Consider the following 18641-nt stretch of genomic DNA (forward strand, 5'->3'; position numbering starts at 1 on the left):
CGTCTAGAGGATCAAGCCACTCGCTTGGCGGTGCGGCCGCCGAATTCGAGCATCACGGCGCGACCGGTGTCGTCGGTGACGAAGCGTCCCAACGCCCGGGTGGTGTCGGCGCGCGCAGCGAAGTCACGGTCGTTGAGGAAGGCGATCGGGATTGCCGGCGGCCAGACGATGTCCTCGTATTCACCGAGATCCTGCGCGCTGCCCATCCGGATGCCGATTCCCTCGTCACCGGGGGCGACGGTCATCGTCAGTGAGCCGGCCTGATACTTGCCCAGGACTGCGTCGACGGCAGCGGGTTCGGGCTCGACCACGTCCAGGGATGCCGGCGTGGGTAGTTCAGTGAGGTTGGCCATGCACCAGTCGACGATCTTCTTGCCGATTCCGCCGCCGAGGGCGTTGGTCAGCACGGTGACGGCGAAGTTCTTCTCGGGCACTGTCATGAACTCGGAGACCTGGAGGTTGCTCACGTTTCCGCCGTGCCGCACTACCTGTGTGGTTCCGTATCGAGTCAACAGCCATCCCAGGCCGACTTCTTCGAACATCATCGCGGCGGGACGCTGCGGCTTCTGCATCAACAACCGGGTGGACTCGTCGAGCGGTTGTCCTTCGCCGGGGTGTTCGCCAGACAGTGCGTAACGTGCCCAGACGAGTTGGTCTCGCACCGAGGACCACATTCCGCCGCAAGGGATCATGCCGCGGTCCAGCCCGGTTTCGTTGGACACGAACGGCACACCGTCGCGGATGTAGTGACCGAGTGCGAACCGGTGGGTCATCACGTCCCAGGGCAGGAAGGCCGAGTTCTTCATGTCGAGGGGGTCGAGCACGCGCTGCTTGACCAGCTCTTCGAAGGTCAGTCCGCTGATCTTGGCCACGACATGTCCGGCGAGAACGAATCCGGAGTTGCTGTAGGAGAAGACTTCTCCGACGGGAAATTCTTGTCGCAGTTCGTTCAGCCGTGAAACCGAGCGTCCCAGGGCGTCTTCGCCCCAGCCTGCCGAGAGGCCCGCGTCGCCGGTGAATCCGCCGGTGTGGGTGAGGAGGTGACGCATCGTGACTGTGCGCGTGGCTGTTTCGTCGGCGAAGGTCAGTTCGGGGACGTACTCGACCAACGGGGTGTCGAGATCGAGTAGGCCGTCCTCGACGAGTGCCATCGCGGCTGTTGCGGCGAACACCTTTGTGGTGGAGCCGATCATGAACATCGTCTTGTCGGTGACCGGGAGTTGGGTTTCGACGCTCTCGATGCCACTGGTGACGACGATGTCCTTGTCGCCGTGCACGATGCCGACCGAGACGCCGGGGATGTTTGCCTCGACCCTCCACTGATCGACGAGTTCTTGAAGCTGTTCTTGCATCTTTGATTCCTCGAGTTCGCTGGCGTTCTGTGTTTCGGCGTTCTGTGTTTCCGTCATCGTATGTGTATCGGTCATCGTCACGCGTTAACCCGTGGTAGGAAGCGGAATCCGACGTACACTCCGTCTCGGTGCGGCCGTACCGTCGTCCAACCGGCGGCCCCGGGTTGACGGGTGGTCCAGGTCCCCGGGATCTGCGACGGTACGAGAGTGGCTACCGTTGCAGGCTTCTTCGGAGCTGTTTCGTCTTCCTCGGGATTCGGGATTACGTCGCCGATGACGGTGATCACGGCCTCGTCAGCGGACTCTCCACGACGGAACTCGATTGCTATCCCGCCCGAGCTGTACTTTCCCAGAACCGAATCCGGAATCGACTCCACACTCGCGGGGTTCGGGGCGAGGGCTTGCGGAGGTTCGAGTCCGACCAACGCGGCCGCGGCTTCGGTGAAGAGATCACGGTAGAGGCCGTCGGCCTTGCCGCCGCTGGTCAGCAGTGCGATCGCGACATTGTGGCGGGGGAAGATACGCAGATATGCGTGCTGCCCGATGGTGCTGCCGTCGTGCCCGAAAATCTCTTCGCCCGACCAGGTTTCGTGGAACCAGCCCAGGCCCCAACCCGACTTGTCCGGGAACAGTTCGCTGATGTCGATTTCGGGTGTGCGCATCGCGGCGGCTGACTTTTCCGACACGATCCGTGCGCCGTCGACGCTCTGTCCTTCGAGAAGACCGAGTTCCGCGAACGTGAGTAGATCTCCGATGCTGGCAGTGATGCAACCCGCGGGCCCCATCGAGCGCGTGATCGGCCAGACGGGCATCACGACGGAGTTCCCCGTATGACCCGCTGCCACAGAGTATCTCGGTGTATCTCCGGTCAACGTGAGTGTGTGCGCGAGGCCGAGCGGATCGATGATCCGCTCCTTGAGGATGTCGTCCCAGATGCCGCCGCGAAGAACCTCGACGATACGAGCTGCAAGGACGTACGCGGAGTTCGAGTACGCGAAGCCGTCCTCGAGTGGATGAACCTGACGGAAGTCACGCAGGCCCTCGACGTAGCGTTCGACGACGTCGTCGCCGCGACCCTTGTCGATGAACAGGTCACCGTCGATTCCGTTGCGATGGTTCAGAAGTGCGCGAACCGTGATGCGGGCAGCTGTTTCCTCGTCCTGCAGTGCGAAATCGGGCAGAATCGACCGGACGGTCGCGTCCAGGTCGAGCAAGCCTTCGTCGACAAGCTGCATGACCAGCATCGCGGTCCATACCTTGGTGATGGATCCGATCTGGAACAGGGAGTCGGTGGATACCTCGACCCCGGTGTCTGCATTGATCACGCCGGAAGCCACCGTCGTACGGGTGATTTCCTTGCCGTTGGAATCGAGTGTGAGAATACCGAATTGAGCACCGGTGACGCCGTAACGCTCACACAGTACGTCCAGCGAACGCTTCCACGCGTCGGCTCCGGCAGACGCGTTGGCCAGGCCGGTCTTGGGCAGCTTCGCGGAGGTGTATCGCTTGACCCATTCGATGAGTCGTGTGCTGTAGTCGATTCGGTGCGAGATCGAGCCGTTGACGAGGAACCCGTGGCTTGCACCGGGATACGCCACCAGACGGGTGGGTACGTGCTGCTGGCGCAGTGCGGCGAACCAGGCCTCGGCTTGACCCAGCGGGCACCGCTCGTCCGACTTTCCGTGCAGGATCAGCGTCGGGGTCACCACGTTCTTCACGGCGGCGAGCGGTGAGGCTGCCAGGAGCCCCGCGGAGTTCTCGGGAACAGTCGTGCCGGTGGCGAGTGACGCGAGGTGCGGACCGAAATCGCAGACTCCGGCCATGGCGTTGAAATCGCAGATCAGCCCGCCGGCAACCGCAGCGGCAAAACGATCCGTCGCGGACGTCAGGTGACACGTACTGTATCCGCCGTAGCTGTACCCGGTGATCGCCAGACGGTCCCCGTCGACAAGTCCCTCGGCGACAAGCGCGTCGATCGGCTCGAGGAAGTCGGCTTGGTCGGAGGTACCCCAGGCGCCGTTGACGGCGTACATGAAGTCTGCGCCGTACCCGTCCGACCCACGTGGATTGAGGGTCAGGATGCGCCAACCCTGGGCGGCGAGAACCTGGTGGGCGGGGTGATAGGTATCTGCAACGCCGGTCCACGCGTTGTGCGGTCCGCCGTGAATGTCGAGCAGAAGAGGTGCAGCGCCACTGGTTTCGGGAGCGGACAGCAACCAACCATGCACGGTGCGGCCGTCGGAGATGGTGAACTCGCGTTCCTCGGCGGCAAACAGTGTCACCTCGGGGAGTGCTTCTGCGGTGAATTTCGTCAGCGTGGTGACCGCGCCGCTGTCGAGATCGACGAGTGCGACCTCGCCGAAGGACTGCTGCGTGGTGACGATGACGGAGGCGACGCGGGCGTCACGGGCAACGGAGAGCGCCGAGACGACCTCGTTGGGATTGGCGACGAGGGATCGAGAGGTGCCGGTTTCGATGTCGGCCGCGTACAGATGCGTCCATCCACGATCGCGTAGGCAGAACACGATTTCGTCGCGAGTATTCGACAGTGCCGGTGTGCCGCCGGGGTAACCGGGTGCACCGGGCATCACGTTGCGATCGAGATGAGCTGTGAGGGTGACGTCGACCGGTGTCTCGGTTGGGCCGGGGACGGACAGCCGGATCAGGTCTGCAGTTCCGACACGGACCTCGGGAGTGCCGATGGCGACGACCGAATCTCCCTGCGGATGCCACAGTGTGGAGCCCTGCACTCCGGTGGCATGACCGAGTCGCTGCGGGGGAACCGACAGATCGTCGACGAGGATGCGGTAGGCGCTGAACGTGAGGTTCAGATCGCTGTCCGGTTCGAGATTCGCGGTGAAGGCAAGGGCCGTGCCGTCGGGTGACCAGGACGGAACGTCTGCATTCCAATCACCGTCGGTGAGCCGTCGAACTGCCTTCGTCTCCAGATCGACGGTGTGCAGGTGGCGCCGGAAGGTGCCGAGCCAACCGGCACCGTCCACCTTGTATCCGAGTCGGTCGGTGACGATGGGAGCATTCGGATCGGTGGAGTCCGAACGTGAGACCACAGCGGCGAACGCGATGGCATTTCCGTCCGGGCTCCAGGCCGCTGCACCGGCGCCGAGGGGGAGTGATGCTGCTGTGGTGAGAGTTTCGGCCTCGCCACCGGCGAGCGGGATCAGGTGCAACTGCGCGGAGTCGCCGACCTTACGCAGGAAGGCAATCGACGTTCCGTCCGGAGAGAACCGCGGGGCCGAATCGGCGGGCCCTGCGGTGAGGCGACGAGCCTGGGAATCGCGGGACACCGCCCAGAGCGATGTAGTTGCCTTTCCGGCAACAATTTCCGAGCGAACGAAGACGACCACGGCGCCGTCGGGAGAGATTGAGGTCTCAGTGGGTGTGACCACACGGTGGAGGTCGTCGAGAACAAATGGACGGTCAGTCATGTAGATCCTTCGAATCGGAGAAATAGATGCAGACGTAAAGCTTTGTCTTCCGGCTTATTTCAGAACGCGAATGCCAGGGCCGGCCAGGGTGCCGCCAACTGGTGCATACAGGGCCGTTGCGCCGTTGAAGAACATGAAGTTCGGCGACGTGGACACCGGAATGACGTCGGACGAGGTGAACAGTGCTTGTTCCGCTTCCTTCCACACCGAGCAGGATTCCTGCCCGGGCAGAACCGAGGCCTTCGCCGCCAGTTCGGCGTACTTTTGATTGTCGATCGATGCGAAGTTGACACCCGACGGTGGGGTGGGGCCGGCGAAGTACGGAACGAAGATGCTGGGGGTATCGCTCTGGACGGTCAGTCCGATCGAGATCGACCATGACGTCAGGTCTTTCGCTGCGAATGTGTTGGAAATGATGAAGTTGTTGTCACCACCACGAAGCTCTACCTTCGCACCGAGCTCCTGCCACTGCTTCATCGCGTATTCTGCTGCTGCAGAGGTAGTGTCGCGGTAGTTCGCAAAGATGACCGTCAATTGCAGCGCTTGACCGTCCTTGGTCAGGACACCGTCGGATCCGGGCTTCCAACCGGCGTCCGCAAGAGTCTTTTTCGCAGCGGCCATGTCGAACTTCGGAACTACACCGGTGACGCTGTCGAAGTCACACGCCCGCGGATCGACTACTGCCAGTGCCGTAGCTCGTGAGCCTTTGCCACCGGTGTTGATGTCCGTGTAATCGTCGAGATCGATCGCTTGCACGAGTGCGGTGCGTACGGCTTCGTCCTTGGTGGGGAGAGCCGCATTGTGGTTGAAGATGAACTGTCCGCTCAGGGTGTTGGACGTCATCGACTCGAGGCCTGAAGCTTCCACACGTTCGATATCCGCGCCGGCAACCGGGGCCGCGTTGACCGTTCCGGTGAGGACGAGATTCGCCGTCGTCGCGGCGTCGGTCACGACCTTGATCGTGACCGTCTTGGGCACTCCGAGCGTGTCCGACGTGGTTTCGCCGTTCGGCCCCCAGTTGTATCCGTCGCGGCGTTCGAGCGTGACGTGATCGTTGGCCACTACTTCGGTGATCTTGAACAGTCCGGTTCCGTTGCTGCTGCCTCGAACACTGGCAGGGTCGTCGAGGGCTGCCTGGCACGCCATCTTGAGAGCGCCGATGCGCTCGAGGAGGAAGGGCGCGGGTTCCGTTGTCTTGATCGTGAGCTCGTCACCATCAGCGGTTGCTACCGCAGTTTCGGGTACGGATGCTCCCAACCACGGCGAGCCGTTGGTCGTGTCGACGACCCAGTTGATGTTGTTTGCCGCTGTCTGGGCAGTGAAGGTCGTGCCGTCTTCACACGTGATCCCCTTTTTGAGGGTGAAGTTCAGCGAAGTTCCGTTCTCGCTCCATTTTTCGGCCAGATACGAGCCCGCTGCGCGGGTTTTGGGGTCGATGGCCAACAACGAGTCGTTCGTATAGCTGTTGATCGCCTGCGTGGCAGTCAGATTGGTGATCAGGGGATGAAGGTTGCCGGGATCGGTGTTCACGATCGTGGTGAAACTGCCGTCCTTCGCGTAGTCGCCGGAAGAATTGCCGCCAGGATCAGAGGTGCTTCCGCACGAGGCAACCGTGAGAACGCCGATCGTGACCAGAGCCGCAGTGGGCACTGAGCGAGCTTTCATCTGATGCACCTTTTGATCGAAGGAAGTCGTTGATCAATGTTGCGCGAGGGACGTGGCCCAGGTCTCGTTGAATCGACTCATGCTGAGCGCCTGAATCTGTCCGATCGTCACAATGGGTGGTCGTCGTTTCTTGCCGCACCACGGTTCGACTACCGTCGGAGTGTGCGCTCAGAATCTCGTCGATCAGATATCCAGACCTTCCATGTCATGGATGTATGGAAGGCCGCGACCGAACGTCAGCGGACACATGGTGACGTCCTGACCTTGGCGGCAGGTCAACCGTCGACGCCCGCGCCGGCACCGGTGCTACGTGCGACGCGAGAGATTCTGGGCACCGAACTACTCGGGTATACCGAGACTTTCGGGATCCTGCAGCTACGCGAGGCTATTGCGCGCTACCACAGCGAGCGATCGGGAATCGCCGTCGACGCCGAAGACGTGGTGGTGACGACCGGTTCGTCCGGGGCGTTCACCTTGCTCTTCCTGGCCGCGTTCGACGAGGGCGACACCGTGGTGGTTGCTCGACCCGGATATCCCGCGTACCGCAATACCCTTGCCGCTCTCGGCTGCAACGTCGTCGAACTCGACTGCGGGCCGGCAACTCGATACCAGCCGACAGTGGAAATGCTCGAGGCTTTGCCGTCGCCGCCTGCCGGTCTGATCGTCGCGAGCCCGGCAAATCCCACGGGCACGGTGATCTCGCCCGAGGAGCTCGCTGCATTGGCGACGTGGTGCGAGCAGCACGGAACTCTTCTGATCTCGGACGAGATCTACCACGGCATCGGATACGGCGATCAGCACACGTCGAGCGCCTGGGAGACCTCACGCGAATCCGTCGTGATCGGCTCGGTGTCCAAGTACTTCTCGATGACGGGTTGGCGACTCGGGTGGATGTTGGTGCCGACCTATCTTCGGCGCCCGCTGCAGAGACTCGCGTCGAACATGACCGTGTGTCCGCCCGCGATCTCTCAGTACGCCGCCGTCGAGGCATTCTCGGACGAGGCGAAGGTCGAGTTGGACGGGCACGTTCAGCGGTACGCCGTCAATCGTGAACTGTTGTTGACCGGGTTGCCGAAACTGGGCATCACCGAGTTGGCTCCCGCCGACGGTGCGTTCTACGTCTACGCGGACATCGGCCATCTGTGTGGCGACGAGGGCGCCACCGCGTGGTGTGCCCGGTTGCTGACAGATACCGGGGTCGCGCTGGCACCCGGAATCGATTTCGACACCGTCCACGGAAACCGGATGGTCAGACTCTCGTTCGCGGGTGCGACAGCAGACATCCAGGAGGCACTGGCCCGCCTCGAGAAGTGGCTCGGGTAACAAACAGCAGGGTCTTCGAGCTGTTTCGCCATGCGGAGGTGCCCTCTGCTGGCACGATGTCGTGGTGTCTTCTGCAGCTACGCCCAAGGGCGAACGACGTCGCCAAGCTCTGGTGGCGTCCGCTGCTGAACTTTTGCTGGAGGGCGGGTTCGACGCCGTTCGTCACCGAGCGGTGGCAACCAGAGCTGACCTTCCACTGGCTTCGACGACCTATTACTTCGACTCACTCGACGATCTGATCGCGTGTGCCGTCGAGCTCAACGGCAACGCCGACATGGAAGCGATGCGCGCCAGAGTGGCTGCGGTGACCCAACGTCGGCGGGGCGCGGAATCAACCGTCGAACTGTTGGTCGAGCTGCTGCTCGGAGACGAAGAGAAGCGGCCGGAGAGCCGCGAGCGTTTGATCTCGCGCTACGAACGATTCGTCGCGTGTGCCCGTCATCCCGCACTTCGTGACGTGCAGTTGCGCCTACGAGCCCAGCTCGACGACCTGTTGACCGATGCGCTTCGACGCTCGGGCCGCTCCGCTCCCGAGGGGCAATTGCGCCGTCTCGTCGCGATGGTCGACGGTGCGATGATCACGGCTCTGGGGGAGTACGACCCGGACCCACGGGGGTTGGCCAGGGGAATGCTCTTGGAATCGATCGACGTGATGGCGCCGCCGGTCTAGCTCGGTCTCTATCGGGGGTAACGGCACTGCTCGGCCACCGTTAGACTGAGGCCTCGTGAGCCGCATCCCGAATGTCCTTGCCAACCGCTACGCCAGCCCGGAGCTTGTTGCTCTGTGGTCTCCCGAGTACAAGATCGTGCTCGAGCGTCAATTGTGGGTGGCGGTGTTGCGTGCGCAGGCAGAGCTGGGCATCGACATTCCGGCCGACGCCATCGACGACTACGAGCGTGTCATCGACAACGTCGACCTCGAGTCCATCGCGGACCGCGAGCGGGTCACCCGCCACGACGTGAAGGCACGCATCGAGGAATTCAACGCACTTGCCGGGCACGAGCAGGTCCACAAGGGCATGACCAGCCGCGACCTCACCGAGAACGTCGAGCAGCTGCAGATCGTGCGTTCTCTCGAACACGTCTACAGCCACGGCATCGCCGTCGCCGCCCGTCTGGGTGAGCGCGCTGCCGAGTACTCGTCCATCGTTATGGCCGGCCGCTCGCACAACGTCGCAGCTCAGGCCACCACCTTGGGCAAGCGTTTCGCTTCGGCCGCCGACGAGCTGCTGGTTGCACTGACGCGTCTGCGCCAGCTGATCGACCGGTACCCGCTTCGTGGGATCAAGGGCCCGATGGGGACCGCTCAGGACATGCTCGACCTCCTCGACGGCGATGCGGCCAAACTCGAGCAGCTCGAAGCGAAGGTTGCGGAGCACCTCGGATTCGCTCACGTGTTGACCAGCGTCGGCCAGGTGTACCCGCGTTCCCTCGACCACGACGTCATCTCCGCGCTCGTTCAGGTCGGCGCGGGCCCGTCGTCGTTTGCACACACGATCCGCCTGATGGCCGGCCACGAGTTGGTCACCGAAGGCTTCCAGCCCGGCCAGGTCGGCAGCTCGGCGATGCCGCACAAGATGAACACCCGCTCGTGCGAGCGAGTCAACGGACTTCAGGTGATCCTGCGCGGATACGGCTCCATGGCAGCCGAGCTTGCGGGTGCGCAGTGGAACGAGGGCGACGTCTTCTGCTCCGTCGTGCGCCGCGTCGCGCTTCCGGACGCGTTCTTCGCGATCGACGGCATGTTCGAGACCTTCCTGACCGTGCTGATCGAGATGGGCGCGTACCCGGCCGTCATCGAGAAGGAACTGACCAGGTATCTGCCGTTCCTCGCCACGACGCGCGTGCTCATGGCCGCCGTCCGCGCCGGCGTCGGACGCGAGACCGCACACGAGGCGATCAAGGAGAATGCCGTCGCAGTTGCGCTGGCGATGCGTGAAGAGGGCAAGGAGCCCGACCTGCTCGATCGCCTTGCCGCCGACGACCGTTTGCCGCTCGACCGCGTTGCACTCGACGAGGCCCTGGCCGACAAGGCTGCTTTTGTCGGTGCCGCTTCGGCTCAGGTCGATGCCGTTGTCGCCGAGGTGCAGAAACTTGTCGACGCCAACCCCGAAGCTGCGGCGTACGCGCCGTCGCCGATTCTGTAAGGGCTACGCCCCGTGCGCCTTTTCGGTGGTCACCACTACCGAAAAGGCGCACAGGGGCCGGAGACCATGGACTGCATCTTCTGTTCCATCATCGCCGGTGAGGCCGAGGCCAGCGTCGTCTACGACGACGCGAATGTCCTTGCCTTCATGGATATTCGGCCGTTCACATCCGGCCATCTCCTGGTCGTGCCGAAGCGCCACGCCAGTGGATTGTCCACGCTCGATCCCGACGACGGTGCCAGGATCTTCGCCGTCGCGCAGAAGATCGCCGCGGCGATGCGTACCGGATCTCTCCCCGTCGACGGAGTGAATCTGCACCTCTCCGACGGAGCTGTTGCGGGGCAGGAAGTCTTCCATGTTCATCTGCATGTCATTCCGCGAAATCGCGGCGACGGCTTCGGCCTGCGCGCCCTACCTCGCACGCCCAATCGGACAATCCTCGACAGCACGGCTGCCGTCATTCGAGGCGCACTGAACTAGAGGTTCACCCGGTGTGGGTGATTCGCGCCGAGGTTTCTCCCAGCACCATCTGGGTATGGCCGACATCGAACTGACGTATTCCTCCGGACTTGTCCCGAGGGACGGAGAGCTTCCCGCTCGCGAAACCATCGCAACGGTCTTCGACGAGCTCGACTTCCAAACAGCAGTGCAGGCGTACTTGTGGGCCATACCCATCGTGTCCTGGGCTCAGTGGATGGACGTGCATACCAACATCTTCGGAGCAACTGCCTCCGATATCGTCGTCTACCGCTCATATCGTGACCGACTAGGCCTGATCACCGCCAACGCGACGACTCCGTACATCTTGAACTTTTTCGATCTCGGTGCAACGGGGCCGTTGGTGATCGAATTGCCGCCAGGGCCGACCGCCGGGGGCATCGCAGATTTCTGGCAACGAGAATTCGCGGTGCTCGGTGAGATGGGCCCCGATGCAGGCAAGGGTGGCAAGACCCTGGTAGTCGGCCCAGGTCAGAGTGTCGAGGACACAGGTGATTACACCGTTGTCCACTCCCCGATGATGCACATCATGTTCGGCTTCCGCACGCTCGATCCCGACCCGGCGCGCTCGGACGCGTTGGTCGACGCCGTCCGGGTGTACCCATACTCCGATCGTGAGAATCCGACTCCGACGCGTCTGGTCTCACCGGACGGCAAGCCCTGGAGCGGAATTCAGCCGCGAGACCTTCGATACTGGGAACTCCTGCACGACATCGTGCAGGACGAACCTGTCGAAGAGCGCGACCGCTTCCCGATGGCGTGGCTTCGGCAGCTGGGGATTGAGAAGGGCAAGCCCTTCGCCCCGGATGATCGAGTGAGAAAGATCTTGCAACGGGCCGTCGAAGTGGGGGAGGTGTTCGCCCAGGCGAATGCGTTCGTCAAACGCTTCCCCGGTTCGCGCTACTGGCCGGATCGCCAGTGGGACTTGGCGATTGTCCTGGACAACTCAGCTCAGCGAGGGGACAACTACGACGAGTTCTACGAACGCGCGTCGTGGTTCTACGAGGCGGTCACCTTCTCCGAGGCGATGAAGAGTACGACGCCCGGACTCGGGCAGGCGTATCTGGGTAGCTACGCCGACGCCGAGGGGCACTGGTTGGACGGAGGAAAGAGTTACACACTCCACGTACCCGCCGATGTCCCGGCAAAGTTGTTCTGGTCCGCGACGGTCTACTCGGTCGACACACGCTGCCTTGTCGACAACCAGCAGGGCCGAGGCGACCGTGGCTCGCGAGATCCCGATCTTGTTGTCAACGAGGACGGTTCGGTGGATCTCTACTACGGACCTACAACTCCGGTAGGGAAGGAACCCAATTGGGTTCAGACCATTGCGGGTCAGCACTGGTTCTCGTACTTCCGCTTCTACGGACCGCTCGAACCGTATTTCGATCGGACTTGGAAGCTTGGTGACATCGAGCCGGCCTAGAGCGTGGTCTGTCTCACGGACTGCCGATCAGTTCGACAACGGAGTCCAGAAGGACACTGCGCCAGCACAACCAGTCGTGGCCGCCGTCGAAGATCCGACACGACACTTGCGCTCCTGCGGCCTCCAGCGCCTGTGCGACCGCTGCGCTGTGCCCGACCATGTCGGACTCGTGCTTACCTACTTCGAGGACAACGCGTAAACCGTCCGGTACGCCGTCGCGCTCGATCCGTGCGGCTATGTCTCCACCCGGCGGGCCGTCTTCCCCGCGCTTCAAGCCGGTTGGCCACCAGAACGAACCGGACCCGCTGGCGACCAGCGCGAAGTGTTCGGGGAATTCGAGTGCTGCGAACATCGAAGCCAGGCCGCCGAAGCTCTGCCCCGAGACCACCGTTCGCGTTCGATCAGACGAGAAAGGTGTGACGGCGCGCACCTGCGGAAGCAGTTCGTCGACGACTGCACTCCAGTAGTCGCGGTTGCACGGCAATTCCTGCGAACGGCGTTGATTGTCAACGGAATCGATGGCCAGCAGAACGCAGGATTTCAGTTTGCCGGTCTGGACCGCACGATCGAAGGCGGCGCCTGCCGGCATGACCTCGGCCCAGTGACGCCCGTCGAGAAGTATCACGAGCGGCCGTTCTTCGAGCGGTGTCAATCCGTCGTCCACGGTCTCGTAGATCCACACCGGCCGCTCGACGTCCAAAGTCGAACTAGCCCAGGTGAGCTGTACCGACTTCCTGAAAACTGGAGCATCCCAACCGAACTGGACCGGCGCCAAGGGCATCTCGGCGACGGAACGCCTTGTGTTCACACCTGCGGAAAGCGGATTGAGTGGGTCGGCAATTCGGTGCTCGAGCAACCCCAACCAGCGTGTGCGGCGGGTCGAGTCTTCCTTGCCTGCTCCCGGATAGTCGAACTCGTCGACTACGGACTTCGGTACCGGGATGATGCTGTAACTGCTACGCCAGGTGTTCGAGACTTCGGCGGTGTAGAACCACACCGGACTGTCTCCGAGTCGCTGCATCACGCTGAGTTGTTCTGCGTGATGGTCGGTCAGCGAATTTGCATCCAGGTAAACGCGCTCGACCTCGGTCTCCTCGGGCTGACGCCAGAGGAACGTAACTCGAACAGTCTGTGTATCAATGCTTTCGATGATCGGCGTTCCTTGTTGCACTATCCGATTCCAGGACGTCTCGATGTCGGGCGAGGCTGCGAGGGTAGCGGACAATTCGGTCACCGCCTGAGTTAGCATGAGCACAGCCTAACCTAATTTGATGGGCTTTTGAATTCGAGGAGTGGTCCGCCAGTGGGCGTCACAATGAAAAAATCACGCACCCTGAAGGTGCTCTCCGCAGTCTTGGTAGCAGGGTTCGCCCTCGTCGGTTGTAGTTCTGCGGATGCCGATTCCGATGCTGACTCAGCTGCATCGCAGGGTAATTGGCCGCGTACCGTGGAAACGCCGAAGGGGCCGGTGGAGATCACGTCGAAGCCGGAGAGGATCGTCTCGACCAGTGTGACGCTGACGGGCACGCTGTTGTCGATCGACGCTCCGGTGGTGGCTACCGCATCGACGGGACCGAACACCGACGTCTCGGATGCGCAGGGGTTGTTCACACAGTGGGGCGACATAGCAGAAGAACGCGGACTCGCAGTGTTGCCGATGGGCGGTGCGAACGCGGAATCCGTTCTGGCGCAGAACCCGGACCTGATCGTCGTCTCGGCAACTGGAGGTGACTCCGTCGTCGATCTGTACGAACAGTTCACGGCCATCGCGCCGACAATCGTGGTGGACTACGGCGGAAGTAGTTGGCAGGAAGTCGCCGCTGTGCTGGGTAAGGCGACAGGTCTCGAAGACAACGCGGCGGCCACGGTCGCGAAGTTCGACAGCGCAGTAGAGGCCGCGAAGGCCAAGATCACACTTCCCCCGCAGCCGACCACTGCGCTGGTCTACTACGAGGACGGCAGCGGTGCCAACATCTGGACGCACGAGTCGGGGCAGGCGAAGTTGCTCACGGCGATGGGTTTCACGGTCGCCGACATTCCCGAGTCCGCGAAGAGCAGTGAATCCATGGGTAAGCGCAAGGACATCATTCAGGTCTCGGCGGAGAACCTCTACGACGGTATCTCGGGCAACACCCTGATCTTGGTCAGTGCCGACGACGGTGCGGTGAAGGCGGTCGAGGCACTTCCACTGTTGGCCCAGCATCCGGCAATTCGTGATCACCACGTCTATGCCGTGGGTCTGGACACCTTCCGTCTCGACTACTACAGCGCAACCAACATGGTGAACCGGTTGGTCGAGCAGTTCAGCTGAGCCATAAGTACTAGGTCTTTCACCTTCAACTAGTGCTTTGGTAGGAGCCGGGAATCGAACATTCCCTTCACGTTCGCCGAATGTGGGACCAAGTGGTGCGCGCATGCCACCATGAACGTCAATCATCGGATGCGGAATGGGGAGTGGATGTTCGACTCGGCTGGTCAGAATGCCCCGGGGCAAGCCCTGGCATCGCGAGGGTGGGGACGTTTCAACCTGAACAACCCGGCCACGGCGGCCGTGATCGTCGGCCTGCTGAGTGTGCCGTGGGTGTTCGGTCTCGCCAGTCTCAAGACTGAACCCGAGACGAGCAATCGAGTGCTGAGCGATCCGGGAACCGTCGTCGGCATCATGGGTTTCCTGACGGTGTTGACCGTTGTGGCGTGTGCGCGCCGGCGGTACCCGATCGCGTACTACCTCCTGACGTTGGCAGGATCCGGCGGATTGATGCTCTTCCTCGGCAGTCGATCGCTGGGGGCCACGCCGCTTTTCTGGTTCGCGATCATGGCAGTGTCCATCCGAGTGACAGGCATGCGCCTGGTCGGACTGCTGGTCCTCGGAATGGCGATGGACGTGATCTTGGCGATGTATCTCACCGAACGGGACGGGCTGACGGTCGCCGAGGTTCAGGTGGGGGAGTTGCCTCACTTGTTCCTCGAACCGGCGGCAAACACCGTCACGAGTTTTCTGGTCGTCGCAGCCATGGGAAAGATCGTCGCGCGCCTGCGAAAACAAGCAGTGGAGAACAGTCAGGCAGTAGCGGATCTGCACCGGGACCGCGAACGCAAGATTGCGAATGCCGTTGTTGCCGAACGGCAGGACATGGCACGTGAACTGCACGATGTCGCTGCCCACCACATGACCGGCATGATCATCCAGGCTCGTGCCGCCGACAAGTTCTTCTCGAGCAATCCCGAACAAGCACAAGCCCTTCTGGGGGGCGTCATCGAGCAGGGTCAGCGGGCCCTCAACAGCTTGCGGCAGATCGTGGGGATACTTCGCCTGGGTGAGGAAGACCCCGATTTCCCGACGCCCATGGTCTCCGACATCGACGAGTTGGTGGACGACTGCAAGCGCACCATCTCGTCGATCTCGTTGGAGAAGGTCGGCCGCTTCGACGACCTGGACAGCGGAGTCCAGTTGACGTGTTACCGCATCGTGCAGGAGGCGTTGTCGAACGTCCTTCGCCATGCGCCGGGTAGCGAGTCCAAGGTGTGTCTGAGTCGAGAAGCCGGTGCGGTGAGGGTACGGGTGGTCAATACTCTCGGGAATGCTCGCCCGGCCTCCGACGGGCAAAACCTCGGAATTGTGGGAATGCGCGAACGCGCGACGCTCATGGGTGGTCAACTGGACGCCGGACCGAATTCGGAAGGTGAGTGGGCTGTGCAGGCACTGGTGCCGGTGAACGGGAGGATCAACGCATGATCGATGTCCTTATTGCAGACGACCAGCAGGTGGTACGGCAGGGGTTCGAGCTGTTTCTCTCCGGTCACCCCGAGATTCGCGTCGTCGGGCATGCCAAGACGGGAGTCGAGGCGTACGAGCAGGTGCGTGCACTGCGTCCGGACGTCGTGCTGATGGATATCCGAATGCCGCATGGCGACGGGTTGACTGCGACCCGGGAGGTCCTTGCCGAGTTTCCCGGGACCCGCGTCATCGTGATCACCACGTTCGATCTCGACGAGTACGTTTTCGAGGCGCTCGACAGCGGTGCCGCAGGGTTCTTGCTCAAAGACGCCGATCCCGAAGAGCTCTCGTCGGCAGTGTTGACCGTGGCCGAAGGTGGTTCGGTGCTCTCGCCGAGATTGACGTCGAGACTGATCGTGGAGTTCGCGAGGCGCAAGCCGGCACCGATGTCCACGGCGCGCTCCGGATCGGATCACGGTCTCAGTGCGCGTGAGATGGATGTGGTGCAGTTGCTGTCACAAGGCTTGGGAAACAACGACATCGCAGATTCCCTCAGCCTCGAACAGAGCACGGTGAAGTCGCACATCAGCAACATCTGCAAGAAGCTGCAGGTGCGTACCCGTGTGCAGATCGTCATCTGGGCGTACCGAAACAACGTGATCGCCGTATCGCGCTGACGCACGGGACGCTGCGGCGCATCCGCCGCGGCACGGGCAGAGAAGTACACGTGCCCCGGGTCCGATCCCTCGTCGAACCCGGGGCATCCGTGCCACTCAGCCCAGCAGTTTGGCTTTGAGCGTCATGACAGTCGCCGGGCTCAGACCCAGGCCCTCGGTCAGGTACCGATCGACCGACCCGTAGGTCTGGTCCAACTGGGCGAGACCGGCATCGAGATAGCTTGCCTCGACACCCAACAGGGGCTCCATGTTGACGGCCATCTGTTCGCCCAGGCTCGCCGCGATGCCCGCGCGCGTGGCCTTCATGCCTTCGGCTGTGTACTCGTTGGTCAGCAAGTAGTCGTTCATGATCACCGAGCGGTCGACACCGGCGATACTCAGCAGCAGAAACGACGTCCAGCCGGTGCGGTCTTTGCCTGCGGTGCAGTGGAAGACCTGTGCACCTTCGGTTTCCGCGAGACCCGTGAGCAACTGCGCGAACCCGGCTCGCTCCGTCGCTCCGGTGACGAAGGCGCGGTTCATGTCCTGCATCATCGATCGTGAGTCCTCGGGGGACTTGATCTTCGCGATCATCTCGGCGATGTTCCCGGACAGGATCGGAATGTTCTCGTACGCAACCCCGTCGGGCAAGACATCGGGCTTACTGGCGATCTCGGGTTCCGTGCGCAGATCGTAAACCTTTGTCAGTCCCAGCTTTTCGAGATTGCTCATGTCATCGCCCTTGGGCGTGATCGCGTTCGCGCGGTAGAAGACTCCCTTGTTCACGGGCAGGCCGAAAGTTCCCGAGTATCCGGCGCCGGTGCCTGCGACGTCGCGGAAATTGTCGATCCCGGTCAGCCGCGGCGCATCTGGGGTCTGCTCGGAACTGCCGAAGTTGCTGGATCCGAAATCCAGCGAGCCGAACAGCGGAGCCGAGGGGCCAGGTTCGGCCTGCGCGATCGAGGCGCCGAAACCGGTGATGAGAAAGCTACTGGTCAACGCAATGGCCGCGGCAGACCGTAGTGAGCAGGTACGGGTGGATCGGGACATGTGTGAGCCCTTCGTCGAGCGGAGAGAGTGGCGAGTCGATGAGGTATCGCGAAGGCAAGGTAGCGAGTTCGCGTGTCCGATTCGAGAGGAATCTTGCTTTGCTCCCTCTCAGTGGGAGGCGTGCTGCTGTGAGCGTGGGCGGCTCGGGAGGCGCAGTTCATTCCTCGGGAGCTGTGTTTGTGTAAAGGTCCAGTGCCCTGATATTGGTTAGCCTCACCAAATTAATTCCGGAGCAGTCCGGTGCGTTCAGATGGAGTTCAACATGCGGGTTCAAGGTCTGTCGCGGTTTCGCCGCGCAGTGGTGATCGGCGCAGCAGCTGCGCTGGCGGTCGGCGTCGCCGGCTGCAGCAACTCCGAGGAGGCGTCGTCCGAATCGTCGACGACAGCCGCGAGCTCGCAGACCCGTGTCTTCGAGGCACAGAACGGATCCATCGAGATCCCGAGCGACCCGCAACGGATCGTGGCCTGCGGATACGCAGTTCTGCCGCTGATTCAGGCGGGAGCGAACCTGGCAGCAGTATGCGAGTGGACCCGTGAACTCGGCAACATGGACGACAAGACCAAGGCCGCTTACGAAGCTCTGCCGAAGGTCGCACCCGACGGCAACGTCTCCCAGCTCAACTACGAGGGAATCGTCGCTGCCGAGCCCGATCTGATCATCATGGGCGTTCCCGCTCGAGTCGAAAGCCAGCTGGACATGGCGCAGCTCGAGGCGGCCGCTCCCGTCGTCTTCCTGGGACCGACGGTTCCTGCTGATTGGCGAGTACTGGGCGAGCAGTTCGCCGATGCCGCGAATGTCTCCGGCACCTACGGCGAGTTCAAGGACGACTACGACGCCAAAACCGCCGAACTGGCCGCGAAGTACAAGGACAAGCTCGGCTCGCTCACCTTCGGCGGCGTGTGCAACGTCTGCAAGCCGGAAGCCGGCACCTTCTCACGCGAGTACGCGTCCTCGTACACGACCAATCTCTTCGACGGACTCGGACTCCAGTTCCCCGGCACCCCCGCAGACCCTGCCGACATCCACGTCGAACAGGTATCCATCGAGAAGATCGGTGAAAATCTCGGAAATGTCGACGTGATCGTCTACGGCCTCAATGCCGACGGCTCGATGTCGCCCCAGTTGCAGGAGCTGGTCAATTCCGAGCTGTGGAAGGAATTGCCCGCAGTGAAGGCCGGCAACGTCGTCCAGGTTCAGCATTCGCTGGCCGCGACCTATCAGACGGCTCTTCTGACGCTGGATTCGATCGACGAGGGCCTGTCGAAGCTGCCCGCAAACCAGTAGTTCATCGACTGTGACGGTGGCCTCTCGCCTGCTGGCGAGGGGCCACCTGCATATCCGGATGAGCAGGGCGGACAG

At 62.4% G+C, this 18641-nt stretch carries 14 protein-coding genes; 9 read left to right on the top strand and 5 right to left on the bottom strand.

Features of this window, described 5'->3' with window-relative positions; translation table 11 throughout:
• Nucleotides 1–11 precede the first annotated feature (11 nt).
• From G9U53_RS10070 to G9U53_RS10080, 3 genes are read right to left on the bottom strand one after another with little or no spacing between them, the layout of a single operon-like run.
• Complete coding sequence (locus tag G9U53_RS10070) at nucleotides 12–1409, bottom strand: serine hydrolase domain-containing protein (protein ID WP_042453531.1); 1398 nt, start codon at nucleotides 1407–1409, stop codon at nucleotides 12–14.
• Between the two features lie 20 nt (nucleotides 1410–1429).
• Nucleotides 1430–4798 carry a serine hydrolase gene (locus G9U53_RS10075; protein ID WP_058039171.1) on the bottom strand — a complete coding sequence of 1123 codons (3369 nt, stop codon included), beginning with the start codon at nucleotides 4796–4798 and terminating at the stop codon, nucleotides 1430–1432.
• Between the two features lie 54 nt (nucleotides 4799–4852).
• Nucleotides 4853–6463 (bottom strand): ABC transporter substrate-binding protein, encoded by a 1611-nt coding sequence (locus tag G9U53_RS10080; protein WP_042452661.1) that lies wholly within the window; start codon nucleotides 6461–6463, stop codon nucleotides 4853–4855.
• Between the two features lie 162 nt (nucleotides 6464–6625).
• Here G9U53_RS10080 and G9U53_RS10085 point away from each other — a divergent pair, with 162 nt between their 5' ends.
• The 5 genes from G9U53_RS10085 to G9U53_RS10105 all read left to right on the top strand — a co-directional run bounded on the left by G9U53_RS10085 (nucleotide 6626) and on the right by G9U53_RS10105 (nucleotide 11857).
• On the top strand, nucleotides 6626–7786 hold the full coding sequence (locus G9U53_RS10085) for a pyridoxal phosphate-dependent aminotransferase (RefSeq protein ID WP_037132442.1): 1161 nt from the start codon (nucleotides 6626–6628) through the stop codon (nucleotides 7784–7786).
• A gap of 64 nt (nucleotides 7787–7850) precedes the next feature.
• Nucleotides 7851–8456, top strand: coding sequence for a TetR family transcriptional regulator (locus tag G9U53_RS10090; RefSeq protein ID WP_003945736.1), 606 nt, complete (start codon nucleotides 7851–7853; stop codon nucleotides 8454–8456).
• A 55-nt stretch (nucleotides 8457–8511) separates the two neighbouring features.
• On the top strand, nucleotides 8512–9933 hold the full coding sequence (gene purB / locus G9U53_RS10095) for an adenylosuccinate lyase (protein WP_058039170.1): 1422 nt from the start codon (nucleotides 8512–8514) through the stop codon (nucleotides 9931–9933).
• Nucleotides 9934–9999: 66 nt separating this feature from the next.
• Nucleotides 10000–10413: an HIT family protein gene (locus G9U53_RS10100; protein WP_042920316.1), complete on the top strand. Its 414-nt coding sequence runs from the start codon at nucleotides 10000–10002 to the stop codon at nucleotides 10411–10413.
• Nucleotides 10414–10468: 55 nt separating this feature from the next.
• Nucleotides 10469–11857 carry a DUF1254 domain-containing protein gene (locus G9U53_RS10105; protein WP_058039304.1) on the top strand — a complete coding sequence of 463 codons (1389 nt, stop codon included), beginning with the start codon at nucleotides 10469–10471 and terminating at the stop codon, nucleotides 11855–11857.
• Nucleotides 11858–11870: 13 nt separating this feature from the next.
• Here the strand turns inward: G9U53_RS10105 and fes are convergent, their stop codons facing one another.
• Nucleotides 11871–13106, bottom strand: coding sequence for an enterochelin esterase (fes, locus tag G9U53_RS10110; RefSeq protein WP_165638629.1), 1236 nt, complete (start codon nucleotides 13104–13106; stop codon nucleotides 11871–11873).
• A 66-nt stretch (nucleotides 13107–13172) separates the two neighbouring features.
• Between fes and fepB the strand changes: the two genes are divergently transcribed.
• The 3 genes from fepB (at nucleotide 13173) to G9U53_RS10125 (ending at nucleotide 16252) form a co-directional block, all read left to right on the top strand.
• Nucleotides 13173–14168: a Fe2+-enterobactin ABC transporter substrate-binding protein gene (gene fepB / locus G9U53_RS10115; RefSeq protein ID WP_054188018.1), complete on the top strand. Its 996-nt coding sequence runs from the start codon at nucleotides 13173–13175 to the stop codon at nucleotides 14166–14168.
• Nucleotides 14169–14315: 147 nt separating this feature from the next.
• Nucleotides 14316–15593, top strand: a complete 1278-nt coding sequence (locus G9U53_RS10120; protein WP_007734428.1) for a histidine kinase — start codon at nucleotides 14316–14318, stop codon at nucleotides 15591–15593.
• Nucleotides 15590–16252, top strand: a complete 663-nt coding sequence (locus G9U53_RS10125) for a response regulator transcription factor (RefSeq protein WP_003945911.1) — start codon at nucleotides 15590–15592, stop codon at nucleotides 16250–16252. Before G9U53_RS10120 ends, G9U53_RS10125 begins: the two co-directional genes overlap by 4 nt.
• Nucleotides 16253–16348: 96 nt before the next feature.
• Here G9U53_RS10125 and G9U53_RS10130 read toward each other — a convergent pair whose 3' ends face one another.
• Nucleotides 16349–17281, bottom strand: coding sequence for a tyrosine-protein phosphatase (locus tag G9U53_RS10130; protein WP_054781000.1), 933 nt, complete (start codon nucleotides 17279–17281; stop codon nucleotides 16349–16351).
• Between the two features lie 250 nt (nucleotides 17282–17531).
• On the opposite strand from G9U53_RS10130, the gene G9U53_RS10135 reads away from it, so the two are divergent.
• The gene (locus G9U53_RS10135; RefSeq protein ID WP_165638630.1) at nucleotides 17532–18566 is read left to right on the top strand and encodes an ABC transporter substrate-binding protein; all 1035 of its coding nucleotides are present in this window, start codon (nucleotides 17532–17534) and stop codon (nucleotides 18564–18566) included.
• Nucleotides 18567–18641 lie beyond the last annotated feature (75 nt).

The sequence above is a fragment of the Rhodococcus sp. D-46 genome (assembly GCF_011290655.1).
GTDB lineage: Bacteria > Actinomycetota > Actinomycetes > Mycobacteriales > Mycobacteriaceae > Rhodococcus_F > Rhodococcus_F qingshengii.